Raw genomic sequence first — 23705 nt, forward strand, 5'->3', positions numbered from 1 at the left:
GCGTGTTTCGGGCCGGAGTAAAATCAGGATGCCGTGACGGAAACAGGGCCGGGAATCAGGCCGAAACCCGCATTAAGGTTGCCGCATCGGGGCCTGAATGCTATCCCGCGCGCATGACAACCTCCCCGATTTCGAACGTCCGCAACTTCTCCATCGTCGCCCATATCGACCATGGCAAATCGACGCTGGCCGACCGCCTGATCCAGATCACCGGCGGGTTGCAGGCGCGCGAAATGAAGGAGCAGGTGCTCGATTCAATGGATATCGAGCGCGAACGCGGCATCACCATCAAGGCGCAGACCGTTCGCCTGCATTACAAGGCCAAGGACGGCAAGGATTACATCTTCAACCTGATGGACACGCCCGGCCACGTCGACTTCGCCTACGAGGTCTCGCGGTCGCTGGCCGCCTGCGAAGGCGCGCTGCTGGTGGTCGACGCCTCGCAAGGCGTGGAAGCGCAGACGCTCGCCAACGTCTATCACGCACTCGACGCCAATCTCGAAATTGTGCCGATCCTGAACAAGGTCGATCTGCCCGCGGCAGAACCCGAGCAGGTGAAGAAGCAAATCGAGGACGTCATCGGCATCGACGCCTCTGACGCGTTGATGATCTCGGCAAAAACGGGTCTGGGCGTGCCTGACGTTCTGGAAGCCATCGTGCACCGGCTGCCTCCACCGCAGGGCGACCGCGAGGCCACGCTGAAGGCGCTGCTGGTCGATAGCTGGTACGACGTCTATCTCGGCGTCGTCGTCCTCATCCGCGTCGTCGACGGCGTCATGAAGAAGGGCCAGCGCGTCCGCATGATGGGCACCAACGCCGCCTATGATGTCGAGCGCGTCGGCTACTTCACGCCGAAGATGGTCAATGTGGACGAACTCGGTCCCGGCGAGATCGGCTTCATTACGGCCGCCATCAAGGAAGTCGCGGACACCCGCGTCGGAGACACCATCACCGACGATCGCAAGCCGGTCACCGACATGTTGCCGGGCTTCAAGCCCGCGATCCCTGTGGTGTTCTGCGGGTTGTTCCCGGTCGATGCCGACGACTTCGAGACGCTGCGCGCCGCCATGGGTAAACTGCGGTTGAACGACGCGTCGTTCTCGTTCGAAATGGAAACCTCGGCTGCATTGGGCTTCGGCTTCCGCTGCGGCTTCCTCGGCCTGCTGCATCTGGAAATCATCCAGGAGCGCCTGAGCCGCGAGTTCGATCTCAACCTGATCGCGACCGCGCCGAGCGTGATCTACAAGATGCATCTCACCGATGGCGAGGAGATCGAGATCCATAATCCGATCGACATGCCGGATGTGGTGAAGATCGCCGAGATCCAGGAGCCGTGGATCGAAGCCACGATCCTGACGCCCGACGAATATCTCGGCAGCGTGCTGAAGCTCTGCCAGGAACGCCGCGGCAATCAGAAAGAACTGACTTACGTCGGCGCCCGAGCAATGGTGAAATACGAGCTACCGCTCAACGAAGTGGTGTTCGATTTCTACGATCGCCTGAAATCGATCTCGAAGGGCTACGCCTCGTTCGACTATCATCTGACCGACTACAAGGCCGCCGATCTCGTCAAGATGCAGATCCTGGTCAATGCCGAGCCCGTCGACGCGCTGTCGATGCTGGTCCATCGCACCCGCGCCGAAGGCCGCGGCCGCGCCATGGTCGAGAAGATGAAAGAGCTGATTCCGCCGCACATGTTCGTCATTCCGATCCAGGCAGCGATCGGCGGCAAGGTGATTGCCCGCGAAACCGTCCGCGCGCTGCGCAAGGACGTCACCGCGAAGTGCTATGGCGGCGACATCAGCCGCAAACGCAAACTTCTGGAGAAGCAGAAGGAAGGCAAGAAGAAGATGCGGCAGTTCGGCAAGGTCGACATCCCGCAGGAAGCGTTCATTGCCGCGCTGAAGGTGGATAGCTGAGGACACAACCGACCGCCGTTCTGACCAGAGGTACCGCAATGACCGCGATACGGGATGCGAACAGAACGGCGAAGCGACCTCCCCAAGGCTTTTCAGATCCAGCTGTCAAAGCAGCATTCGACCAGCATCCACCGGCGATGAAGGCCCGGCTCTTGGCGCTTCGCCAGTTGATCTTCGAGACCGCCGCGGAAATCGATGGCGTAGGCCCACTCGAAGAGACGCTGAAGTGGAACCAGCCGAGTTATCTCACGGTGGCAACCGGAAGCGGCAGCACCATACGGATCGACCGGATCAAGGACACCAGCCGGTACGCGCTCTACTTCAACTGCAATACCAATCTGGTTGAAACGTTTCGCTCGCTGTATCCCGAAGGCCTGGATTACGGCGGGAACCGAAGCATCATCCTCAGCCTCGACGACGCCCCTCCCGAAGTCGCTCTGCGCCATTGCGTCGGACTGGCGCTCACCTATCACCGAAGCAAACGCAAGCCGCGCTCATAGGCACCGCGAGAAGCATTGAGCGGATTCTGCCACGACGCTTGCCGTTTCGCGGCTTTTCGGCGCTTCCGCTTGCAGCTAGAAATGAACGGATCCGCCAGTTGCGACGACCCATTCCCGATGAGTGGAAATTGCATTCCAGAGATCTGTCCCGACAATCTCGCCCGCCGCTATGACACGGCGCGCGGATGGTTCGTCGATGCACTGTCTATTGCCGCAGCCGCACTGGCCGTATTCCACTACAATCCGGAGGGCGTAATCGCCACGATCGTCGTCTTCATCGGGCCCTACGCCGTGGCGCATTATCTCGGGGACGTGATCTGGCTAACCAGCCTGACCTGGCTCTTGTTGCTCACTATGCTGATCTATGCCTGCACCTTCTTCTATACTTTCAGCCACCTCCCACTGCTCACCGCTTTGCTCCTGACCATGTTCCTTCCGGGAATTGCGCAAGCCTATGTGATTTGGGATTTGTGGCCCGCGACAAGCCATCCGCTGCCCCTGTTCTGTGTGGCCTGGCTGATCCTGCTGGCGATCTGCATTTTTGAACCAACGACGTTCAGCCGGCTGAACTCCTTCGTCAAAGCAAGACGCGGCCGGAGCTAGCCGCCGGTCCAATTTTCCGTCCGGCGCAACGCAGCAGATTTCTGCGACCAAACATCCCTCACGCCGCCCTTGCCTCTCCACCCCTCGCGCCTCATGCTGCCGCCACGACGCCGAAAACGGCGCGTATAAAATTTGGGGAGGATTGAATGATCGCGCACCGCACGGTTGCGGCTACGACGTTTGCTGTTTCGCTGCTTTTCGGCGCTTCCGCACTGGCCCAGCAGGCCAACACGCTTCCGCTCAAGATCGGCGTGCTCGCCGACTTCGCCTCGGTCTATGCCGATATCGGCGGCCAGGGCAATGTCGAGGCAGCCAAGATCGCCATCGAGGAATTCGGCGGCAAGATGTTCGACAAGCCGATCGAACTGGTCACCGCCGATGCGCTCAACAAGGCCGACGTCGCCGCCACCATCTCGCGCAAATGGTACGAGGCAGAGAATGTCGACATGATCATCGACATGCCGACATCGGCCACCGCGCTGGCCGGCATGGAAATGTCGAAGCAGTTCGAGAAGATCATGATCGTCACGGACGCCGCGTCGTCGGACATCACCGGAAAGTCCTGCTCGCCCTATACCGCGCACTGGACCTACGACACCTATGGTAATGCGCAGACCGTCGGCAGCGCCATCGTCAAACAGGGCGGCGACTCGTGGTTCTTCATCACCGCCGATTATCTCTTCGGCCATTCCATCGAGCGCGACACCGGCGACGTGATCCGCAAGGCCGGCGGCAAGGTAGTCGGCAGCGCCAAGCACCCGCTCAACACCGCGGACTTCTCGTCCTTCCTGCTGCAGGCGCAATCGTCCAAGGCCAAGATCATCGGCATGGCCAATGGCGGTGGCGACACCATCAATACCATCAAGCAGGCGTCGGAGTTCGGCATCGTCGCCGGAGGCCAGAAGCTCGCGGGCATAGTGATGTTCATCTCCGACATCCACTCGCTCGGCCTGAAGATGGCGCAGGGCTTGATCATCACCGAGGCCTACTACTGGGATCTCAACGATCGCACCCGCGCCTTCGGCAAGAAGTTCTTCGACAAGATGAAGCGGATGCCGACCATGAACCAGGCGGCGACCTACAGCGCCACGCTGCATTATCTCAAATCCGTGCAGGCCGCAGGTACCCGTGCCACCAAGCCGGTGCTGGCGAAGATGCGCGAGATGCCGGTGCGCGACGCCTTCACCGATAACGGCGTCCTGCGCGAGGACGGCCGCATGGTGCACAGCATGTTCCTGCTCGAGGTCAAGAAGCCGGAAGAATCCAAGGCGCCGTGGGATTACTACAAGGTGCTCGCGGAAGTCCCCGGCGATCAGGTGTTCCGTCCGATGAAGGACGGCGGCTGCCAGTACGTGAAGAAGGACTGAGGGTCTTTCGCATCAGCAACAAAGGCCGTCGCTCGGCCTGGCGCGCAATTGCACGTCTGGCCGGGTGGCACGCTAGTTTTCATCGCATTTAGACAATGGCACTCGTTGCCGGTTTCGCGGCCGGGGTCCTTAGCCAAAACAGTGCCAGAAACGCGAGCGACGTCAGCCCGCCTGTGAGCGCCAGCGCGACGCGCGGGCCACCGTGATCCAGCACAAGGCCGAACAGCAGCGGCGCTGCACCCTGCAGGATGCGCGCCGGCGCGGCCAGCCAGCCGGTTCGCATGCCGTATCCGACGGCGCCGAACATGGCCAACGGAAGCGTTCCGCGCGCGATCGTGAACAGGCCATTTCCGGCACCGTGCAGAAGGGCGAATGGAAGCGCCACGGGCGCTCCGAACAGGATCAGCAATCCGGCGCCGACGGGATGCAGGCCCGCGGCCAGGCGCGCGGATATCATCGCCGACGCATGTCGTAGCAGACCGAATTCTCCGATCCGGGCCGCGACTTGCGCAGGCCCCATCAAAGCCCCGGCGAGCACGGCCTGGGCCGGCGTGGCCCCGAGCGCTTCCAGCAGGCGCGGCATATGCGCGGCAAAGGCGGTGGTGACAAACCAGGTCGCACCGAAGACGCCCGCCAGAACGATCATCGCCCATGGAATGCCTGATGTCGGGACGGCAGGCTCATCCAGATGCGCATGCGGCGGCGCCTTCGGAACGAGAAAGCGGTTGAGCGGCAGACCGATGACGATGTGCAACGCGGCCCATGCGAAGCAGGCGCCGCGCCAGCCGAAGGCATCGATCATCGCAGCACTGAGCGGCCAGCCGATGGTACTCGCAAAACCGGCGAACAGGGTGATGCCCGTGATCGCACTGCGGGCCTGTCGCCCCCACAATCCCGCAACCGTCGCAAACGCAGCTTCATACAGGCCGAAACCCATGCCGGCGCCGATGACCAGCCAGGCCAGGGCCAGCGCGATCGGTCCCGTTGCAACCGCAAGCAAGGCCAGCCCCGCCGCAAACATCAGATTGGTGGCGACAAGCACGTCCCGGCCACCACTGCGGTCGATCATGCGGCCGGCGAGCGGGCCGAGCAAACCCGACACCAGCAGCGCCACGGAGAACATGGCGAAGAACCACGTCCTGGACAGATGCAGGTCGTCGCAAATGGAATCCGCGAACACGGCCGGAACATAGTAGCTGGAAGCCCATGCCAGTGTTTGCGTCGTACCGAGCGCGGATACGACTTGCCAACGAACGACTGCCACCTCAGTTCACAGCTCCCCGCTCGTACCAGTCCCGTGTCGCCTTCACGATGTGAACCACGGAGAGCATCACCGGCACCTCGATCAGAACGCCGACGACCGTTGCCAGTGCCGCGCCCGATTGAAAGCCGAACAGTGCGATCGCCGCCGCCACCGCGAGCTCGAAGAAGTTCGATGCGCCGATCAGGGCGGAAGGGCCGGCCACGCACCAGGCGACACCAAGGCGGCGGTTGAGCCAGTAGGCGAGACCGGCATTGAAATAGACCTGGATCAGGATCGGGACGGCGAGCAGCGCAATGACCATGGGTTGCCGGGTGATCTGCTCGCCCTGCAGGCCGAACAACAGCACCAAAGTTAGCAGGAGCGCGACCAGCGATACTGGACCGAGTAGCGACAGCGCCTGCGAAAGCGCCACCTCGCCTCCCCTCACCAGCAGTGCGCGCCGCCAGAATTGCGCGATTGCCACAGGCACGATGATGTAGAGCAGGACGGACAACAGCAACGTGCCCCAGGGCACGATGATGGATGATAGTCCGAGCAGAAGGCCGACGATCGGCGCGAAGGCAACCACCATGATGGTGTCGTTGAGCGCGACCTGTCCAAGCGTGAAGTTCGGCTCGCCATCGACCAGATTCGACCAGACAAACACCATCGCCGTACAAGGCGCCGCAGCAAGCAAAATCAGACCAGCCTTATAGCTATCGATCTGGTCCGCAGGCAGATACGGCCTGAACAGATGGCCGATGAACAGCCAGGCGAGCAGCGCCATCGAGAACGGCTTCACCAGCCAGTTGATCCCGACGGTCGCAGCGATGCCGCGCCAGTGTGCGCCAACGTGACCGAGCGCTCCGAGGTCCACCTTGAGCAGCATGGGAATGATCATCAGCCAGACGAGAACAGCCACCGGCAGATTGACCTGTGCAATCTCCGCCGCGCCGAGCGCATGGAAAACGGCCGGCATCCATCGGCCCAGCAGAATGCCGACGACGATGCACAGGCCCACCCAGATCGTGAGATAGCGTTCGAACAAACCCATGACCGGAACGGAAACCGGCCTGCCGATGACCTCACTGGTCATGACATTGTCCTGTGATCCGCTGACCGCTCGCATCCACGACCCGGTCGCCATCCTCTTTCGAGAACGCTCCAAGCTGCGGAGTGGGCATGATGTCGAGAACTGCTTCGGACGGCCGGCAGAGCCTCACACCCAGCGCGGACACCACGATCGGGCGGTTCATCAGAACCGGATGGGCTTCGATGGCGTCGAGCAACTGCGCGTCGGTCAGACTGGTGTCGGAGAGGCCGAGCTCGGCATAGGGCGTTCCCTTCTCGCGCAGGATATCGCGCACCGACATGCCGGCACGTGCGAGCAATTGAACGAGCAGGACCCGCGACGGAGGGGTTTTCAGATACTCGATGATGTGCGGCTCGATGCCGGCATTACGAATCATCGCCAGCGTGTTGCGCGAGGTGCCGCAATCCGGGTTGTGATAGATGATGACGTCGACGCTATCAGGCACGTGACAGCTCCTTGCCATCCGACGTGCATGCCGACGCCGTGGCCGGCATACAGATGTCGGGATGACCCGCGCAGCAATCCCGCATCAGGAACTGGATGAGGCCCGACAGCGCGTCGTAATCGGCGGTGTAGACAATCGAGCGGGCCTCCCGCTTCGCGCTGGCAAGGCCGGCCTGGGTCAGCTCCTTCAGATGGAAGGACACATTCGAGGCCGACACGCCTGCAGCCTCCGCGACAGCGCCGGCCGGCATCCCGCCAGGACCGGCCTGCACAAGCAGGCGCACGATGCGAAGCCGCGTCTCCTGGGACAGCGCTGCGAAAGCCGACAGGGCTTGACGTTCTTCCATATTTCAATAATCCTAAAAATATCGAATAATGGAGTAACATCGATGCTGGACCTTGCCAAGCCGGAAATTCCGCCTTCGCCACAGATCACCACCGGCGACATCAGCATCGGGGCACTCCTCGCCGCCTGCGATGCCGCACCGGCATTACCTTTGGTGTTCGCCTATGGCGGTCACAGCATTCGGCCGGGCTACCACGTCACCGAAGTCAAGGCGGGCGCCTTTTCCGCGCTTGATTGCGGCGGCAATCCCGAAGCGTGGTCGGAGATCTTCGTGCAGTTGTGGGACATCGTCGAAGGCGACCGAACCCATATGACCGCGGGAAAGTTCGCGGCCATCATCCGGAAAGTCTCCGACCATGTCGCTCTCGATACTAACGCGCGACTGACCTTCGAAGTGAGCGATGGCGTCGCGCCGATGCAACTACACTGCGCGGATACACCGCGCTTGGAGGGCGACAATCTCACTGTGGCGCTTACCCCGCGTCCGGCGAGTTGCAAGCCGCGCGACCGCTGGCTGGAGGCGCAGAACAAAGCCAGCGCATGCTGCGCGCCGGTATCGTCCAAAAACACGTGCTGCCCGTAGACGCCGCCGTTCAGACCGGAGGCCTGCGACCGGGCTCTCAACGATCGCGCGCGGTAGAGCCCGCGATCATCATCCTTTGCCGCCTGCGGTCGTTGTGCTGCGTCGATCCGCGAGGCGACCAGTCTCTTTTGGCAAAGCTCCTGGCGAGGAACCAGAATGCGCTGACGCCTGGGCTTGCGACAGCAACCATGCCCGGAAGGACAGCAGCAAAGGATTCCCGGCTTTTTCCTCCGGACAGGCGAAATAGTATGAGCCGACGCTTTTCAGGGTCAGGCTCGACAGCACCTTCAACTTGCCCGACCTGAGTTGATCGGAGATCAGGAATTCGGGAAGCAGGGCGACGCCAAGACCGGAGCTTGCCGCACTGATCAGCGTGGACTGGATATCGAAACGCGGCCCGCGGATCACATTCGTGCCGCCGAGCTCCGCAGCGTCGAACCACCGACGCCATGCGTCGGCGCGTGTGACCAGATGCAGAAGCCGCAGCTCGGCGACCTCGCTCGGCGGCAATTCGCCGCGCCTGCCGATCAGCGTCGGCGATCCGACCGGCAGAAGAATTTCGTCGAACAGATAGTCGGCCTGCGTGCCCGGCCAATCCGGCTGGCCGAAGTAGAGGGCACCATCGAGCGCGGTCTCGCTGAAGAAGAAGCGCGCGTTGCGCGCACTGACATTGACGGCGACGCCGGGATGGCGCGCATAGAAGTCCGGCAGGCGCGGAATGAGCCATTGGGCGCCGACGGTGGGCAGCGCCGCGACGTCCAGAACCATGCCGTCAGCCTCGTAACCCATGATCTCGAGCGCATCGCGCTCGATCCGCTCGATCGTCTGCGCCACGCGGGTGCTGTAGGCCGCCCCTGCCCGCGTTAACGTGATCCGCTTCTTGATGCGATGAAAGAGCTTCACGCCGAGCTGCGTCTCCAGCTGCGCAATCTGGCGCGACACCGCGCTTTCGGTCAGCGCGAGTTCGCTGGCGGCGCGGGTGACGCTGAGGTGCTTGGCTGCCGCGCTGAACGCCATCAGCGCGCCGAGGCTCGGTATTCTGCGGCGCATAGTTCATTCCAAAAACGCAAGATGTCCGCAGATTAAATTGTTTGCACGCCTAAGCACAAGGCAACAATCTCCCCGCAGATGACAAAAGTCGTGGTGGGCAGCACCTCTAACGAGGTCGCGCTCCGGCAACGGTCTCAAGACATGCAGACTGCAGCGCGGTGCCGCGTGCAGGCGCTTCGGTCAACAACTTCAAGGAGCACATCAGTGGCCGTCAACAAATTGCACGATGAATTCCATACGCTCGACATGGAGAGCGGCTGGCAATTGCCCGAGGGCTACGATCCCGCCTCGGGCGCGCTGGAGAAGATCCTGTCCGGATCGCTCGATACCGCGAACAAGCGCGGCAGCCGGACGCGCCTGCTGAAGTTCCCTCCGGGTCTCTTCACCAAACAGCAGATCGTTCACGACCACTGGGAAGAAGTCTTTCTCGTCTCCGGCGACCTGATCGTCGGCAACGACGAGAACGGGCAAGGCGGCACGCCATTCGCCGGCTACACCTACGCCGTCAGACCGCCGGGTGCCTGGCATGGTCCGTTCAAATCCGAGGGCGGCTGCCTGCTTCTCGAAATGCACTACTACGATCCCGCCTGAGAGCGAGAGACGATGACGGCAGCCCCTTTCGGGGGCAGCCGATCAGCGCCGATGCTCCCTGAAATCCCCGCAAGAGGTCTTGATAGAATGAGTAATGCGAAGCTTCCCGTCATCATCGCTGGTGCAGGGCCGGTCGGCATGGTGGCTGCCGCAGATCTGGTGCGACAGAACATTCCGGTTCTGGTGCTCGAGAAGAACGACGCGCTGAGCAGCGAGTCGCGCGCATCGACATTCCATCCGCCGACACTGGACATGCTCGACGATCTCGGTTTTGCCAGCACGCTGATTGCACAGGGACTGAAGGCACCGACGGTGCAGTACAGCTCGTCCGAGGACGGTGTGCTCGGCACGTTCGATTTCGCGGCGATCTCCGATCTGGTGCGACATCCGTTCCGTCTGCAGGCCGAGCAATTCAAGCTCACGCGCATCATTCTGGACGCCCTGTCCGGCAATCCATTGTTCTCGATCGCGTTCGGCAGCGAGGTCAAATCGGTCGAGCAGACCAGCGATACCGTCAAGGTGGTGGTCACGGCCAACGGCCACGACACGACGCATGAATGCGCGTGGCTGATCGGCGCCGATGGCGCGAACAGCATTGTTCGCCGCAGCCAGGACATGGAATTCGAGGGCTTCACCTGGCCCGAGCGCTTCCTCGTGATGACGACACCGGTGGATTTCACCACGCTTCGCCCGGGCGTCTCGTCGGTCAGCTATGTCGCCGATCCCGAACGCTGGTACTTCCTTCTGCGTATCCTCGGCGCATGGCGCGTAATGATGCCGGTGGCCGCGGAAACATCCGATGAGGAAGCACTGTCCGAAGCCTATGTGACGGAGTCGATCCGGCGGATCGTTCCCGCAGAGCTGGACGCCCCCATCCTCCATACGACGCTCTATCGTGTGCACCAGCGCGTCGCCGCGAATTTCCAGAAAGGCCGCACGTTTCTGGCCGGTGACGCCGCTCATATCAACAATCCCCTCGGCGGCATGGGCATGAATGGCGGCATTCATGATGCCTTGAACCTGACCGCGAAGCTGGGTCCGGTCATCAATGGTACGGCCGATGAGCGCATTCTCGCCGATTACGATCTGCAGCGCCGCACGGTCACGATGCAGGCTATTCAGGGCGACACCATCCGCAACAAGAAAAACCTCGAAGCGAAAGACGAAGCCGATCGCGCGCGTTTCCGCGACGACATTCGCGCAGCCGCCGCCGATCCGGAAAAGGGACGAGCGCTATTGCGCCGGATCGCGATGCTCGACTCGCTCGAGCGGGCCGGTGCGGCATGTCGCTGAGCACCGCCCGGAGTGATCAGCAACTCTCTCTGAGACGATGTCGACGGCAACCGGTCACTCGGCTGGATAAGAACCGCGGCAGTGGAAGCGCCAGTAAGCCTGGAGGAGCCAACACCATGGTTCCCAAGATGTCATGCAGGAGTTTCAGAATGCCAAGCAAGGATTTACGGATGAAGTGGACGACGTTTCTTTTCGCGGCGCTGGCAGCGCCTGTCGCCTTCGGCGTGCCCGGCGCGGCAGCGGCCGGCTTTCCTGAAAAAATGATCACGATCGTGGTCCCCTATCCGGCTGGAAGCACGGCGGACGCGATTCCGCGACTGGTGGCTCCGCTGATGTCGAAGTCGCTCGGCGTCACCGTGATCATCGAGAACCGCGGCGGCGCCAACGGCTCGATCGGAGCGGCTCGCGTCGCCGCGTCGCCGGCGGATGGCTATACGATTCTGCTCGCGACGACCGGCATGATGGCGATCAATCCGTGGATCTATGAGAAGCCCGCCTATAATCCCGAGAAGGATTTCGCGCCGATCACCAATGGTGCCTCGACGCCCAACATCCTGGTCGTCAATCCGTCGGTCAAGGCGAACTCGCTGAAAGAACTGGTGGCGCTGGCCAAGGCCGAGCCGGGCAAGCTGACATTTGCGTCAGCAGGTATCGGCAGCACGAGCCATCTGTGCGGCGAGACACTGAAGGTGCTCGAAGGCATCGATGCCGTCCACATCCCGTATCAGGGCGCGGCTCCGGCACTTCAGGATGTCATCGGTGGTCAGGTATCCATGATGTGCGACAACCTGTCGAATACGGTCCAGCAGGTGCAAAGCGGAGCATTGAAGCCCATCGTCGTGACCGCCGCTGAACCAAGCAAGCAGTTGCCCAATGTGCCGACGTCACCGCAGGCAGGCTATCCCGATCTCCTCGCAGGCAACTGGTACGGTTTTGTCGCTCCATCGGCGACCCCCAAGGACGTGATCGAGAAGCTCAACACATCGATCGTGGAGGCGTTGCGAGATTCAACCGTTTTGGCTCGCCTGGAAGGCCTTGGTTTGACCGTGATCGCGGACAAGCCCGATCAGTTCGGAGCGGCTATCGCCAAGGATTCTGCGCGGATGGAAAACATCGTGAAGCGCTCGAAAGCGAAGATTTCCAACTAGGGAATCTTCCGCGTGCAGAGGGGCACAGACGAGGCAGAGAAATATCAGCGTGCCGGCGCGGAACCTTCTCTTGATTATCTCGCTGTCGCACCTCGGCCGGAATATCGCTCCGCCATGTACCTGCCCGGTGAGGTGCCGAGCGTCTTGCGGAACATCGTCACGAAGCTCGGTACGCTCTCATAGCCGAGGTCGGCAGCCACCTGTTGAATCGAAGCGCCGCCGGCCAGCCATTGTACAGCCAACATGACGCCAAGTTGCTGGCGCCAACGTCCGAAGCTCATTCCGGTCTCGCGGCCGATCAGCCGCACAAGCGTCCGCTCGCTCAGGCCCGCTCGCTTCGCCCAGCCCTCGAGCGAGCTGCGCTCCGCCGGAGCGGCCATCATCAGGTCAACCAAGGCGCGCAGCCGCGGGTCGGCCGGCATCGGCAGATGCAAGTCTTCGACCGTGGCAGCCGCGAGCTCGTCGAGCAGCACCGCCATCAACCGTGAATTCGCACCGTCCTCGTCGTAGAACAGCGGCAGGCTGGCGGCACGGAACAGCAATTCGCGCAGCAGCGGCGTCACGGAAACCGAGCAGCAGCGTTGCGGCAGGCGCGAGTCGATGTCGGCCGCGACGAACGCGCTGTAGCCTTCGAGCGAGCCCGTCGCCTTGATGGCGTGGAGCGCGCCACTTGGTATCCAGACCGCGCTGCGCGGAGGTACGATCCACAATCCGCCTTCGACCCGGCAGCTCAGTGCACCGCGCTGCACGAGCATGATCTGACCCTTGGCATGGCAGTGCATGTCGAGCTCGATCGTGCCGACCTTGTTCGACGCCACGCCATAGGTGACCACCGGGCGCGCAACGTCGTCGGGCTCGATCCAGTCGGACGCAACGGAGCTGTCTGTGAGAATGGGCATGGTTCGACCTAGCATGCGTTTGGCGCGAATGGATAAGAACTTGTCCAGACTTGGTAATGACGCCAGAGCCGCCGCGCTCTATCCCGCACGGACCGGTCGAGGCCGACCCGGCCGCGACGACCACCGAAAGAGGCATTCATGACTTCACTGGACAGCGTGCGGGTTTCAGAAACCCTCGACCAACTCCATGCCGACGCCGATGCGACGGATCGCGACTTCATGGCCAGGATGATGGCGCGGTTCGAGGCATCGGGCGAGACGGTGGAAGATGCGGTCGGCAAGCTGATTGCTGAGGAACGGGCGGACTACCGAACGACGTATCGCGGTCACGCCGATCATTTCCTGGCCATTTCACCTGCCTATGGCCGCTTCCTCTACGCCATCGCTCGCGCCCGGCGGGCGACCCGGATCGTCGAGTTCGGTACGTCGATGGGGATCTCGACGATCTACCTCGCGGCTGCACTTCGCGACAACGGCGGCGGAAAGCTGATCGGCTCCGAGCTTGAGCCCACGAAGGTGGCAAGGGCGCGGGCCAACCTTGACGCGGCGGGCCTCGCCGATCTGGCGGAGATCCGCGAAGGCGATGCGCTGGAGACGCTCAAGGAGGTCGGCGGCGAGGTGGATGTCCTGCTGATCGACGGCGCATTCTCGCTTTACCTGCCGGTGCTCAAGCTGATCGAGCCGCGCTTGGCGTCCGGAGCCGCGATCCTCGGGGAGAATGCGTTCGCGCAGGATTATCTCGACTACATCCGCAATTCCGCCAACGGCTATCTGTCCCAGCCGCTTGCCGTCGACGAAGGTCGCGGCAACGAATTCACCGTGCGGGTCGCCTGATGCCGGCGGAGAGCGTTAAGGGACGTCTCGATGGTGTGCTGCGCCGTATGCTCATGCGACGCGCGACCATCTCCGCATGCAGACCGATCGCCGAACGGTTTCACCTGATCACACTTGAAGGTCCAGCGCTTCAAGGCGTGTCCTGGGCGCCTGGCCAGAAGGTGCAGATCGCGATGGCCGCCCCATTCGTCACACGGACCTATACGCCGATCGAATGGGACGCGTTGACCGGACGGACCCGCATTCTTTGTTACGTACACGGCGAAGGTCCCGGGAGCGCCTGGGCCCGGGACGTCAAGCCCGGCGACGAATGCGACGTCTTTGGCCCGCGGAGTTCGATCGACCCGCGTCCTGCATCCGGACCGCTCGCTGTGTTTGGCGACGAAACATCGATCGGCCTCGGCTATGCGCTATCCGGTCGGTATCCCACCCGATCCGCCGCGCTTCATTTCGAACTCGACGACACAGAAGCCGGCAAGCACGTGCTGAAGCATCTTGATCTTTCGGGCGTCGCTCTGTTCGAGAAACGTACGGACGATGCGCATGTCGAGCAGATGGCGGCAGCCCTTCCATCGCTCGTGGCTGCCGGGGCATCGTTCGTGTTCGTCGGAAAGGTCGCGACCGTGCAACGGCTGCGACAGAGCCTCAAACAGCTGGATGTCACAACTCCACGCATCACGACCAAGGCCTATTGGGCACCCGGCAGGGTGGGGCTCGACTGAGTGTCGCCATCGCACGCGGACATCGCCGATATTTGCCTCTGGGCGGAGAGCCGACGTTTAGTGGCCGAATGAGCCAGTTGCCTGGATCGCTCCCCTGCAGAGCTTCAAATTATTTATTGACTTTAGTCCTAGTTTGGATTACTATCGCCTCAGCCTGCTCGATTGCTGCGTGCTCATGACACACAGCATCGATCAGACTGCAGTGGCGGCCCGGTCATCCGGGCTGCGGCTGGTGGAGCGCCGGGAGGCGCAGCGTTCGCTCGGCGGGCTTCGCACCCCACCGATGTCGTAACGCGCGCGTCTTCCCTGCGGGACTCGCAATCCCGCCGGTGCTGACGTGCGGGCCGGCCCTCGCAAGGTCAGCCTCAAGGGGTCTCGCAAACCCCTGGCGCCTCCCGGCGCTCCATTCTCGCAATTGAAAACGGGATGAAGGGTTGTCCGCACCCTCGCCGAAGCGGAGATCGGTGCGTGCCTTATGCGACCTGTGCGCGGACGGACAGTTCCGCGTCCGGCGCAGCCATGGCCTGAGCGCGCAGCAACTCGATGATCTCTTCATTCGGCCGCGCCCGGCTGAACAGGAAGCCCTGACCTTCATGACAGCCTTCGCTGCGCAGGCAGGCGAGTTCGGATTCGGTCTCGACACCTTCCGCCGTGATGGTGACACCAAGGCCCATGCCGAGGCTGATGATCGAGCGCACGATCGCCTGCGCATCGCGGTTGGAGCCCAGATCGCGCACGAAGGACTGGTCGATCTTGATCTTGTCGAACGGAAAGCTTCTGAGATAGCTCAGCGACGAATAGCCGGTGCCGAAATCATCCATGGATATGCGAACGCCGAGCGCGCGCAACGCGTGCAGGGTCGCCAGTACCTGATTGCTCTTTTCCAGCAGCAGCGTCTCGGTGATCTCCAGTTCAAGCCGCCGTGGCGGCAATCCGGAATGCTTCAGCGCATCCATCACCACCGAGAGCAGATTGCCGACGCGGAACTGCAGCGGCGACAGATTGACTGCGACGCGCACTTCATCGGGCCAGCGCGCAGCCTCGTTGCAGGCACGGCGCAGTATCTGCGTGCCGAGCGCATTGATCAGGCCGGTATCTTCTGCGACCGGGATGAAATCCGCCGGCGAAATCATGCCGCGCTCCGCATGCGGCCAGCGCACCAGCGCCTCGCAGCCGGTGATGCGGCCGGTCTTAAGATCGATCAGCGGCTGGTAGAATGGCCGCAATTGATCGTCCTGAATCGCAGCACGCAGATCGATTTCGATCTTGCGCCGCGCTTGCGCGCGAGCGTCCATGCCGGACTCGAAGAAGCTGAAGGTGCCGCGCGAGTCGTTCTTGGCGCGCGACAACGCCATGTCGGCGTTCTTGAGCAACCGCTCGGATTCGTCGCCGTCGCTCGGCGCCATCGCGATGCCGATGCTGGCGCCGATGACCACCGAATGACCGTCGAGCAGATAGGTTTCACCGACGGCGTCGAGCAGCCGCCGCGCCAGCAGCACCACATCCTCGGGACGATTGATGCCGGTCTGGATAATGGCGAATTCGTCGGAGTTCAGCCGCGCCAGCGCATCTTCCTCACGCAACGACGACCGCAGCCGCCGCGCCACGCCGCGCAACAGCTTGTCGCCGATACCATGGCCGAGCGTGTCGTTGACGCCCTTGAAGTTGTCGAGGCCGAGAAACAGCACCGCGACCTTCTCGCCGGTGCGCCGCGTATGTGCGAGGACCTCGTCGAGACGCTGACGCAGCAGGTTGCGATTTGGCAGGCCGGTGAGGCCATCATGATGCGACATGAAAGCCAGCCGCATCTCGGCACGCTTGCGCTCCGTGATATCCATCAGCGCCAGCATCACGGCTGGCTCCTCGTTGTAGACGAGGTGCCGCGAATAGATCGCCAGATCAATCAGCGAGCCGTCGGCCTTGACGTGTTTCCAGGTCCGCGCGGCCTGCTCGTCATTGGCATGATCGCCGACCCATGGCGGGGCGGCCTCGAAGGCCTGCAACTGGCGGATGGTGAGCTTCTCGAACTCCGGACGCGTGTAACCGTAATGCTCGATCGCGGCGTCGTTGACGCTGAGGATGCGTTCGTCATCGAGTGCGCACACGATCATCGGCACCGGATTGCTCTCGAACAGCAGGCGGAACGACGCCTCGCGCTGTTTCAGCTCGGTGATGTCGACGCGCAGACCAACGACACCGCCGTCTTCGGTGAGCCGCTCTTCGATCAGAACGACGCGGCCGTCGGCCAGAACCTGTTCGTGACGTTCACCTGGATGGAACAGTTTGGCGACGCGTTCCGCGATCCATTCGTCCTCGCGACCGATGGCTTCAGGATAGTCGCCGCGCTCGACACCGACGCGGATCGTGTCCTGCAAACGCGCGCCGGGCACGAACTGATCCGAGCTGCGGTTGTAGATTTCCGCGTACTTCTTGTTCCAGAGGATGTAGCGCCCATCGGAATCGAGAAACACGATGCCTTGCGGCAGGATGTCGATCGCCTCGCGCAGACGCTCATGAGATTTGCGGGCTTCCGCGATCGCCGCCTCGGCCTGGGCACGCTGGCGCACGATCTCGCGGATGGGACCGCTGACAAGACCCTTTTTGGGCGCCAATTTCGGCTCAGCCGCCATCGCCCGGCTCGGCCGGGTGATCCGAGACGCCAGTCCGGCTTTCGCTTTCTTTTTCGCTTCGGGCCGGAACTTCGGCATCAATGATCCACTCGCAACGCGCGTGTGACAATCTGTGCAAGAAGTGTCTGAAAAAACGGTATCAATGCCCGTTCATAGCAACCGATTACCGTCAGAATTGCGCGCCTGTACACATCCCGTGCCTTCACAACAGGCAAAAGCCGTGGACCTATGGTTACTCATGTCTGGACAGCAGCGGGTCACGCGCGATCATCCCCGCCAAGTGAGAGCCGCAAGCGGCTCGAAACGCTGATAAAACGACTGAACTGGTGGCAACAGTAGGACTGGCAAACCCAGACGCAAAAAAAAGCGCCAGCGTCAGACATGGTTATCCGCGCGTTAAAATCACGCGTCCCGCAGGTCACTCACGTCATCGACAGCTTCAGCTATAGTCGCAAGATGAGCCTTCGTCTGATTCTCAGCCTCATATCCCTGCCGGCCGTCATTGCTTCAACGTCGCTGGCGTTGGCGCAAACCATAGGCAGCGTCGATCCAAAACCGCTGCCGCCGCTAACCAATCCGAACGACCCGACCATCGGCGCCAAGGAATTGTTTGGCCGCAAGGTACTGCCAACGAAATCGCCGGTGCGCGTGGTCGGCTTCTACGCCAAGGGCTGCATCGCAGGCGCCGAAGCCCTGCCGATCAACGGACCGACCTGGCAGGTGATGCGGCTGTCGCGCAATCGCAACTGGGCGCATCCCCAACTGGTCGAGCTGCTGGAGCGGCTGTCGGCTAAGGCCAACAAGAATGCTGGCTGGCCAGGCATCCTCGTCGGCGACATGTCTCAGCCCCGCGGCGGGCCGATGATCACAGGTCATGCCAGTCATCAGGTCGGGCTTGATGCCGATATCTGGCTGACGCCGATGCCGAACCGCCAACTCTCACGTAACGAGCGCGAGGAGATGTCGGCGGTGATGATGGTGCGGCACGACCGGCTCGACATCGATCCGACCACCTGGACACCGACCCATCTGCCGGTGATCCGCGCCGCGGCGATGGAGCCCAGCGTGGAGCGCATCTTCGTCAACGCCGCCATCAAGAAGGCGCTGTGCCGTGAAGCCAAGGGCGACCGCAGCTGGCTGTCGAAGGTGCGGCCGATGTACGGCCACGATTATCATTTCCATGTCCGCATCAAATGCCCGGTGGGCAGTACCGAATGCGAAGCCCAGCCACCGCCAAACGAAAGCGAAGGCTGCAGCGCCGGTGACCTCGCTTACTGGTTCAGCGATGCCGTGCTGCACCCCAAACCGCCGCCGGTTCCGCCCAAGCCGAAGCCGCCCATGACGCTGGCAGAAATGCCGGCCGCGTGCCGACAGGTTCTGACGGCACCGTGATCGGCCGACTGGCTATCGCATTGTCGTGAAACCGGGTTAGAACACGCCATCGTTGTGCCGTAAGCCGACGATCAACAATGGGCGCCCCTCCCGAACTCCCTGTCGTATCAGCCGTGGCTGTAGCTGCCCGGCACAATCCTGCGAGATCCAACATGCGCATCAGTGCACGCAACCAGATCAAAGGTACTGTCCTCGAAGTCACCAAGGGCGCGACCACATCCCATGTCCGCGTCGACATTGGCGGCGGCCAGGTCGTGACCTCGTCGATCACCAACGAAGCCGTTGACGATCTGGCGCTCAAGGCCGGCGGCAAATGCATCGTCGTGGTGAAAGCCTCCGACGTCATGATCGCGGTGGATTGATCATGCGTGCGCGTCTGATTGTCGCGCTCACCCTGCTGGGTTCGGCGCCCGCATGGGCTGCCGAGCCAAGCGGCTGTGACAAATTCAAGTGGCCGATCGACAAGGAGCGCGCTGCACTGACGGCACAGGATCGCCCCAAGATTGTCTCAGGTGCCGAACTCGCAATTCCCGCTGCAGCGACACTCGATCTGAAGACACCCGCCGAGGCGAAGCTGCCGTCGTCACCGGAGCGAGAGCCGAAAGACGGCACATTTGCAGGCTTTGCGCGCTTTCAGAAGGCGCCGAAGGCCGGCACATACACCGTCAGCCTGTCGTCGGCGGCGTGGGTCGACGTGGTCCAGGATGGCGAGATCCTGAAGCCGATGGAATTCAGCGGCGCAACCGACTGCGCCGGCATCCGGAAGACCATCAAGTACGATCTCGCGGCAGGTTCGTTCGTGATCCAGGTCAGCGGCGTGACCGAGAACAGCATCAGCATGGCCGTGCTACCCTCGGAGTGACGATCGGGGGCCTTTACCCCCTTGGCCAGCCTGATATTATTCCCCAGCGATATCCCTGCGGACCGTAAGTCCCCGGGATTGCCGGAACGGCGCTTCCGACTGTCGCATGTCCCACCCAACCAACGCCTGAGTTGCGCGCACTTTGTGCTGCGCTCACGCATGGAGCGCCACATGAATCGATTTGCCGGACTTTTCGCTGCGTTCTCGATTCTGCTCGGATCGACCTTCACGCCTTCCCATGCGCAGGACAAAGCCCTGACCGTGTTCGCCGCAGCGTCGATGAAGAACGCCCTCGACGAGCTCGATGCCGCCTACACCGCCAAGACCGGCGTGAAGATCACCGCCAGCTATGCGGCTAGCTCGGCGCTCGCCAAGCAGATCGAACAGGGCGCACCGGCCGATGTCTTCGTGTCCGCCGACACCGACTGGATGGACTACGCCATCGGCAAGAAGAACATCAACGTCGCCACGCGCACCGACCTGCTCGGCAACAGCATCGTGCTGATCGCCGCAAAGGACGCCAAGCTCGACAACGTGACCATCGGTCAAGGCTTCGATCTCGCCAAGCTCGCCGGCGACGGCAAGATCGCTACCGGCGATGTGAAGTCCGTGCCCGTCGGCAAATATGCCAAGGCGGCGCTGGAGAAGCTTGGCAGCTGGAGCGCGACCGAGTCCAAATTCGCCATGGCCGAGAGCGTACGCGCTGCGCTGACGCTGGTCTCACGCGGTGAAGCTCCGCTTGGCATCGTCTATGCGACCGATGCCAAGATCGATCCGGGCGTGAAGATCATCGGCACCTTCCCGTCGGACTCCCATCCGGCGATCATCTATCCGGTCGCTGCGACCACCACCGCGAAGACCGAAGCTGCCGACTACCTGGCCTTCCTGAGGTCATCGGCCGCAAAGACGGTTCTTGAGAAGTACGGCTTCACGTTCCTGGTCAAGCCGACGTCCTGACACGTGTCCGACGTCTCCCCCGAAGAATGGACGGCGATCCTGCTTTCAGTCAGGGTCGCCGTGATCGCGACATTGATCTCGACGCCGATTGGAATCGGCGTCGCCTGGCTACTCGCGCGTCGTGACTTCTGGGGCAAGCCGATCATCGACGCCATAATCTATCTGCCGCTGGTGCTGCCGCCCGTCGTCACCGGCTATCTGCTGCTGCTGCTGCTCGGCAAACGTGGCCTTCTCGGCGCATGGCTCGCCGAACATCTCGGCATCGTCTTCGCCTTTCGCTGGACGGGTGCCGCGCTCGCATGCGGCGTGATGTCGTTTCCTCTGCTTGTGCGGCCGATCCGGCTCTCGATTGAAGCGGTTGACCGGCGGCTCGAACAGGCGTCGAGCACGCTCGGCGCATCGCCCTGGAAGGTGTTTGCGACCGTAACCCTGCCGCTGGCACTGCCCGGCGTCCTGGCCGGCATGGTCCTCGGCTTCGCCAAGGCCATCGGCGAATTCGGCGCCACCATTACTTTCGTCTCAAACATTCCCGGCGAGACCCAGACGATTTCCTCCGCGATCTACTCGTTGATACAGACGCCCGACGGTGACGCGGCAGCCTCACGTCTGGTGATGATCTCCATCGGCATCGCCGTACTGGCGCTTATCGCTTCGGAATGGTTCGCGCGCCGCGCGACGCAACGACTGCACGGAAACTGATCGTGCTGCGCGTTGATGTGTTCAAACAACTCGGCGAATTTTCAGTCGACGTCGCCTTCACCAGCGAAGGCCGCGTGACGGGCCTGTTCGGCTCCTCAGGTGCGGGCAAGACCTCGCTGGTCAGCATGATTGCCGGCCTCGTGCAGCCGGATCGCGGCATCATCGCCGTGGATAGCGACGTGCTCTATGACGGCAGCGCGCGCGTCCACGTCCCGCCGCATCGGCGCCGCATCGGCTACGTGTTTCAGGATGCGCGACTGTTTCCGCATCTCAGCGTCGCGCAGAATCTCGATTACGGTCGCCGGATGAACCGCCTGACACGCGATCCCGCTGAGGAAACACGCATTACGGAGATGCTTGATATCGGACATCTGCTCGACCGCCGTCCCGGCGGCCTCTCGGGCGGCGAACGCCAGCGCGTCGCGCTGGGACGTGCGCTGCTATCTCAACCGAGGCTGCTACTGCTCGATGAACCGATGGGTGCGCTCGACGAGGAGCGGAAGGCGGAGATCCTGCCCTACCTCAAGCGGCTGCGCGATGCAGGCGATGTGCCGATGGTCTTCGTCAGTCACGATGCCGACGAGATGCGGCAACTGGCGACGCAGGTCGTGATGCTGAAGCGTGGCCGTGTCGCGGCCTTCGGTGGCACCGAGATCCTGCCGCGTATCATCCCGGCAGCCTGAGCCAATCAGGCGCCGGACAGCGTCGTCCAGCCTCGCTTCAGTTTCGCCTTGAGGGCTTGCCTGCGTGTCAGCTTTGGCGGCGCGGGATCTTCATCTTCGGGCAGACGCAGGCCAACCACATTAACGCGTCCGCCACCAAGACTGCGCGCGACAAGATCAATACTGTCGATCGGCAAGGCGGCGCCAACGGTCGGCGCATGATCGAGATGGATATCGAAATAATCGGCCAGCGTCAGCGATGCCTGGGTTGGATCGACGGCGATGCCGTAGATCGCCGCAAGATCGCCGAGAGTGATCTCGCCAGACACCATGAAATCACCAAGCAGATGCGGGTCCGGCGCTGTACTCGGCGGCATGTCGACAAAGAAGCGATCCAGCGCCTCGGCCTTTTCCGGCGGCGCCAGCAGATAGATGTAATCGCCGGCCGTAACAGGCTCGGCCTCCGCCGGCGTCAGGATGCGCTCATCGCGAATGACCAGCGTCGGCTTCGACCATGACGGAATGAGGTTGCGTTTCAGGTAGAGGCTCTTCGGGCGCACGGCATAGCCGACCAGTTGCTGTTCGAGCTGACCTGGCAAATCGAGTTCGATACGGCGCGGCCCCCTGTCGGTGCGCGGCAGAGCGACATGCAGCTTCCGGGCGGCAAAAGCCAGCGTCCATCCCTGAAACAACAGTGAGATGATCACGACCACGAAAGCGACGTCGAAATACAGCGACGCCTTGGGCAGACCAACCAGCATCGGGATCGAGGCAAGGAAGATTGCGACGGCACCGCGCAGGCCGACCCACGAAACGAACATCTTTTCGCGCCAGTTGAAGCGAAAGGGCTGCAAACACAGGAACACCGCGACCGGGCGCGCCACGAACATCAGAACCAGGGCAACGCCGACCGCCGGAATGATGCTGCCTACCAGCCGCTCCGGCGACACCAGAAGACCGAGCATGACAAACATCACGATCTGCGCCAGCCACGTCGCAGCATCGAGGAACGTCACCACTGAATTGTGCGCCCGCGTCGGACGATTGCCGATGATGATGCCGGCAAGATAGACCGCCAGAAAGCCCGAGGCGTGAGCGATCTGGGCCAGCCCGAAGATCACCAAAGCCGCCGTGCAGACGAAGGGCGCATGCAACCCCTGGGGCAGCGCCACGCGATTCATGGCCAAGACAACCAACCGGCCACCGACGACGCCGATCAGGGTGCCCAGCACGGCTTCCTGAACAAATTCCATTGCCACGTGACCGGCAGAGGCGTCCCCCAGCGACAGAAGCTTGACCAGCGTCAGGGTCAGAAAGACGGCGAAAGGATCGTTCGTTCCGGACTCAACTTCGAGCGTCGCGCCAACCCTCGGTCTGAGGCGCAAGCCTTGCGCGTGGACCAGCAGAAAGACCGCCGCCGCGTCGGTGGACGCCACCACCGCGCCGGTCAGCAGCGCCTGGGTCCAGTTCAGGTCGAGGGCATATTTGGCGACCGGCGCCGTGATCAATGCCGTCAGCAACACGCCAATCGTGGCCAGCACCATCGACGGGGCCAGCACCGCGCGAATGGCCTGAAATCGTGTCTTCAACCCACCGTCGAAGAGGATCAGCGCGAGTGCAACCGAGCCGACCACATAGGTTGTATGGACGTCGTCAAACCGCAGTCCGCCAGGGCCCGCTTCGCCGGCCACCATGCCGATAAACAGGAAGAACAGCAGCAAGGGCGCGCCGAAGCGAAGCGCAAGCAGGCTGGACAGGATGCCGGCCATGACCAGAACTGCACCGAGAAGGATGGCAATGCTGACGGAATCAAGTGACGCCATGAGGCTCCGAGGCCAGAAATACTTGTAAATCCATGCTTATCGTCG

24 protein-coding genes are annotated in these 23705 nt (G+C 62.4%); 16 read left to right on the forward strand and 8 right to left on the reverse strand.

The window, feature by feature from the left end; all coding sequences use genetic code 11:
- Window positions 1–113: 113 nt before the first annotated feature.
- From lepA to AB8A38_RS16365, 4 genes are all read left to right on the forward strand, one after another.
- On the forward strand, window positions 114–1919 hold the full coding sequence (gene lepA / locus AB8A38_RS16350; RefSeq protein ID WP_439086661.1) for a translation elongation factor 4: 1806 nt from the start codon (window positions 114–116) through the stop codon (window positions 1917–1919).
- 38 nt (window positions 1920–1957) lie between these two features.
- On the forward strand, window positions 1958–2419 hold the full coding sequence (locus AB8A38_RS16355) for a DUF1801 domain-containing protein (RefSeq protein WP_439086663.1): 462 nt from the start codon (window positions 1958–1960) through the stop codon (window positions 2417–2419).
- Between the two features lie 81 nt (window positions 2420–2500).
- Window positions 2501–3022 (forward strand): hypothetical protein, encoded by a 522-nt coding sequence (locus tag AB8A38_RS16360; protein ID WP_439086664.1) that lies wholly within the window; start codon window positions 2501–2503, stop codon window positions 3020–3022.
- Between the two features lie 146 nt (window positions 3023–3168).
- Window positions 3169–4389, forward strand: coding sequence for an ABC transporter substrate-binding protein (locus AB8A38_RS16365; RefSeq protein WP_439086665.1), 1221 nt, complete (start codon window positions 3169–3171; stop codon window positions 4387–4389).
- A gap of 88 nt (window positions 4390–4477) precedes the next feature.
- Here AB8A38_RS16365 and AB8A38_RS16370 read toward each other — a convergent pair whose 3' ends face one another.
- Genes AB8A38_RS16370 through AB8A38_RS16385 form a run of 4 tightly spaced genes read right to left on the reverse strand, consistent with a single transcriptional unit; the run spans window position 4478 to window position 7516 of the window.
- Window positions 4478–5653, reverse strand: coding sequence for an MFS transporter (locus AB8A38_RS16370; protein WP_439086667.1), 1176 nt, complete (start codon window positions 5651–5653; stop codon window positions 4478–4480).
- Window position 5654: 1 nt separating this feature from the next.
- Window positions 5655–6686, reverse strand: coding sequence for an ACR3 family arsenite efflux transporter (gene arsB / locus AB8A38_RS16375; RefSeq protein ID WP_439088542.1), 1032 nt, complete (start codon window positions 6684–6686; stop codon window positions 5655–5657).
- Between the two features lie 31 nt (window positions 6687–6717).
- Complete coding sequence (gene arsC, locus AB8A38_RS16380) at window positions 6718–7170, reverse strand: arsenate reductase (glutaredoxin) (protein ID WP_439086668.1); 453 nt, start codon at window positions 7168–7170, stop codon at window positions 6718–6720.
- Window positions 7163–7516, reverse strand: coding sequence for an ArsR/SmtB family transcription factor (locus AB8A38_RS16385; protein ID WP_439086669.1), 354 nt, complete (start codon window positions 7514–7516; stop codon window positions 7163–7165). The genes arsC and AB8A38_RS16385 overlap by 8 nt, the downstream gene beginning before the upstream one ends.
- Window positions 7517–7558: 42 nt before the next feature.
- On the opposite strand from AB8A38_RS16385, the gene AB8A38_RS16390 reads away from it, so the two are divergent.
- Complete coding sequence (locus tag AB8A38_RS16390; RefSeq protein ID WP_439086670.1) at window positions 7559–8098, forward strand: DUF6428 family protein; 540 nt, start codon at window positions 7559–7561, stop codon at window positions 8096–8098.
- A gap of 69 nt (window positions 8099–8167) precedes the next feature.
- Here AB8A38_RS16390 and AB8A38_RS16395 read toward each other — a convergent pair whose 3' ends face one another.
- Window positions 8168–9148 carry a LysR substrate-binding domain-containing protein gene (locus AB8A38_RS16395; RefSeq protein WP_439086671.1) on the reverse strand — a complete coding sequence of 327 codons (981 nt, stop codon included), beginning with the start codon at window positions 9146–9148 and terminating at the stop codon, window positions 8168–8170.
- Window positions 9149–9352: 204 nt separating this feature from the next.
- Between AB8A38_RS16395 and AB8A38_RS16400 the strand changes: the two genes are divergently transcribed.
- From AB8A38_RS16400 to AB8A38_RS16410, 3 genes are all read left to right on the forward strand, one after another.
- Window positions 9353–9739: a cupin gene (locus tag AB8A38_RS16400; RefSeq protein WP_115031494.1), complete on the forward strand. Its 387-nt coding sequence runs from the start codon at window positions 9353–9355 to the stop codon at window positions 9737–9739.
- An 87-nt stretch (window positions 9740–9826) separates the two neighbouring features.
- On the forward strand, window positions 9827–11032 hold the full coding sequence (locus AB8A38_RS16405) for an FAD-dependent oxidoreductase (RefSeq protein WP_439086673.1): 1206 nt from the start codon (window positions 9827–9829) through the stop codon (window positions 11030–11032).
- Window positions 11033–11202: 170 nt separating this feature from the next.
- A complete protein-coding gene (locus tag AB8A38_RS16410) occupies window positions 11203–12180 on the forward strand; it encodes a Bug family tripartite tricarboxylate transporter substrate binding protein (protein WP_439086674.1) in 978 nt (325 codons plus the stop codon).
- Window positions 12181–12254: 74 nt separating this feature from the next.
- Here the strand turns inward: AB8A38_RS16410 and AB8A38_RS16415 are convergent, their stop codons facing one another.
- Window positions 12255–13079, reverse strand: coding sequence for an AraC family transcriptional regulator (locus AB8A38_RS16415; protein ID WP_439086675.1), 825 nt, complete (start codon window positions 13077–13079; stop codon window positions 12255–12257).
- A 138-nt stretch (window positions 13080–13217) separates the two neighbouring features.
- On the opposite strand from AB8A38_RS16415, the gene AB8A38_RS16420 reads away from it, so the two are divergent.
- Together AB8A38_RS16420 and AB8A38_RS16425 are read left to right on the forward strand one after the other, a co-directional pair.
- On the forward strand, window positions 13218–13913 hold the full coding sequence (locus tag AB8A38_RS16420) for an O-methyltransferase (protein WP_439086676.1): 696 nt from the start codon (window positions 13218–13220) through the stop codon (window positions 13911–13913).
- Between the two features lie 173 nt (window positions 13914–14086).
- Window positions 14087–14635 (forward strand): siderophore-interacting protein, encoded by a 549-nt coding sequence (locus tag AB8A38_RS16425; RefSeq protein ID WP_439086677.1) that lies wholly within the window; start codon window positions 14087–14089, stop codon window positions 14633–14635.
- 473 nt (window positions 14636–15108) lie between these two features.
- On the opposite strand, the gene AB8A38_RS16430 is transcribed toward AB8A38_RS16425, so the two are convergent.
- Window positions 15109–17343 carry a putative bifunctional diguanylate cyclase/phosphodiesterase gene (locus tag AB8A38_RS16430; protein WP_439086679.1) on the reverse strand — a complete coding sequence of 745 codons (2235 nt, stop codon included), beginning with the start codon at window positions 17341–17343 and terminating at the stop codon, window positions 15109–15111.
- Between the two features lie 378 nt (window positions 17344–17721).
- Between AB8A38_RS16430 and mepA the strand changes: the two genes are divergently transcribed.
- The 6 genes from mepA (at window position 17722) to modC (ending at window position 21858) form a co-directional block, all read left to right on the forward strand.
- Window positions 17722–18657, forward strand: coding sequence for a penicillin-insensitive murein endopeptidase (gene mepA / locus AB8A38_RS16435; RefSeq protein WP_315840394.1), 936 nt, complete (start codon window positions 17722–17724; stop codon window positions 18655–18657).
- A gap of 152 nt (window positions 18658–18809) precedes the next feature.
- Complete coding sequence (locus tag AB8A38_RS16440) at window positions 18810–19019, forward strand: TOBE domain-containing protein (RefSeq protein WP_089262895.1); 210 nt, start codon at window positions 18810–18812, stop codon at window positions 19017–19019.
- 2 nt (window positions 19020–19021) lie between these two features.
- Window positions 19022–19519: a hypothetical protein gene (locus tag AB8A38_RS16445; RefSeq protein WP_439086680.1), complete on the forward strand. Its 498-nt coding sequence runs from the start codon at window positions 19022–19024 to the stop codon at window positions 19517–19519.
- Between the two features lie 171 nt (window positions 19520–19690).
- Window positions 19691–20476, forward strand: coding sequence for a molybdate ABC transporter substrate-binding protein (modA, locus tag AB8A38_RS16450; protein ID WP_439086681.1), 786 nt, complete (start codon window positions 19691–19693; stop codon window positions 20474–20476).
- A 3-nt stretch (window positions 20477–20479) separates the two neighbouring features.
- Window positions 20480–21175 (forward strand): molybdate ABC transporter permease subunit, encoded by a 696-nt coding sequence (gene modB / locus AB8A38_RS16455; RefSeq protein ID WP_439086682.1) that lies wholly within the window; start codon window positions 20480–20482, stop codon window positions 21173–21175.
- Window positions 21176–21177: 2 nt separating this feature from the next.
- Entirely contained in the window at window positions 21178–21858 is a 681-nt protein-coding gene (modC, locus tag AB8A38_RS16460) for a molybdenum ABC transporter ATP-binding protein (RefSeq protein WP_439086683.1), read from the forward strand.
- A gap of 5 nt (window positions 21859–21863) precedes the next feature.
- On the opposite strand, the gene AB8A38_RS16465 is transcribed toward modC, so the two are convergent.
- Complete coding sequence (locus AB8A38_RS16465) at window positions 21864–23660, reverse strand: potassium/proton antiporter (RefSeq protein WP_439086684.1); 1797 nt, start codon at window positions 23658–23660, stop codon at window positions 21864–21866.
- Between the last annotated feature and the right edge of the window lie 45 nt (window positions 23661–23705).

Origin of the sequence: Tardiphaga sp. 839_C3_N1_4 (assembly GCF_051811045.1) — a bacterium.
Classification (GTDB): Bacteria; Pseudomonadota; Alphaproteobacteria; order Rhizobiales; family Xanthobacteraceae; genus Tardiphaga.

What these genes read in the sequence shown, in the direction of transcription:
- lepA (WP_439086661.1), top strand. Translation starts at nt 114, where the DNA reads ATGACAACCTCCCCGATTTCGAACGTCCGCAACTTCTCCATCGTCGCC.
- AB8A38_RS16355 (WP_439086663.1), top strand. Translation starts at nt 1,958, where the DNA reads ATGACCGCGATACGGGATGCGAACAGAACGGCGAAGCGACCTCCCCAA.
- AB8A38_RS16360 (WP_439086664.1), top strand. Translation starts at nt 2,501, where the DNA reads ATGAACGGATCCGCCAGTTGCGACGACCCATTCCCGATGAGTGGAAAT.
- AB8A38_RS16365 (WP_439086665.1), top strand. Translation starts at nt 3,169, where the DNA reads ATGATCGCGCACCGCACGGTTGCGGCTACGACGTTTGCTGTTTCGCTG.
- arsB (WP_439088542.1), bottom strand. Translation starts at nt 6,686, where the DNA reads ATGGGTTTGTTCGAACGCTATCTCACGATCTGGGTGGGCCTGTGCATC.
- AB8A38_RS16385 (WP_439086669.1), bottom strand. Translation starts at nt 7,516, where the DNA reads ATGGAAGAACGTCAAGCCCTGTCGGCTTTCGCAGCGCTGTCCCAGGAG.
- AB8A38_RS16390 (WP_439086670.1), top strand. Translation starts at nt 7,559, where the DNA reads ATGCTGGACCTTGCCAAGCCGGAAATTCCGCCTTCGCCACAGATCACC.
- AB8A38_RS16395 (WP_439086671.1), bottom strand. Translation starts at nt 9,148, where the DNA reads ATGCGCCGCAGAATACCGAGCCTCGGCGCGCTGATGGCGTTCAGCGCG.
- AB8A38_RS16405 (WP_439086673.1), top strand. Translation starts at nt 9,827, where the DNA reads ATGAGTAATGCGAAGCTTCCCGTCATCATCGCTGGTGCAGGGCCGGTC.
- AB8A38_RS16410 (WP_439086674.1), top strand. Translation starts at nt 11,203, where the DNA reads ATGAAGTGGACGACGTTTCTTTTCGCGGCGCTGGCAGCGCCTGTCGCC.
- AB8A38_RS16415 (WP_439086675.1), bottom strand. Translation starts at nt 13,079, where the DNA reads ATGCCCATTCTCACAGACAGCTCCGTTGCGTCCGACTGGATCGAGCCC.
- AB8A38_RS16420 (WP_439086676.1), top strand. Translation starts at nt 13,218, where the DNA reads ATGACTTCACTGGACAGCGTGCGGGTTTCAGAAACCCTCGACCAACTC.
- AB8A38_RS16425 (WP_439086677.1), top strand. Translation starts at nt 14,087, where the DNA reads ATGGCCGCCCCATTCGTCACACGGACCTATACGCCGATCGAATGGGAC.
- AB8A38_RS16430 (WP_439086679.1), bottom strand. Translation starts at nt 17,343, where the DNA reads ATGCCGAAGTTCCGGCCCGAAGCGAAAAAGAAAGCGAAAGCCGGACTG.
- mepA (WP_315840394.1), top strand. Translation starts at nt 17,722, where the DNA reads ATGAGCCTTCGTCTGATTCTCAGCCTCATATCCCTGCCGGCCGTCATT.
- AB8A38_RS16440 (WP_089262895.1), top strand. Translation starts at nt 18,810, where the DNA reads ATGCGCATCAGTGCACGCAACCAGATCAAAGGTACTGTCCTCGAAGTC.
- AB8A38_RS16445 (WP_439086680.1), top strand. Translation starts at nt 19,022, where the DNA reads ATGCGTGCGCGTCTGATTGTCGCGCTCACCCTGCTGGGTTCGGCGCCC.
- modA (WP_439086681.1), top strand. Translation starts at nt 19,691, where the DNA reads ATGAATCGATTTGCCGGACTTTTCGCTGCGTTCTCGATTCTGCTCGGA.
- AB8A38_RS16465 (WP_439086684.1), bottom strand. Translation starts at nt 23,660, where the DNA reads ATGGCGTCACTTGATTCCGTCAGCATTGCCATCCTTCTCGGTGCAGTT.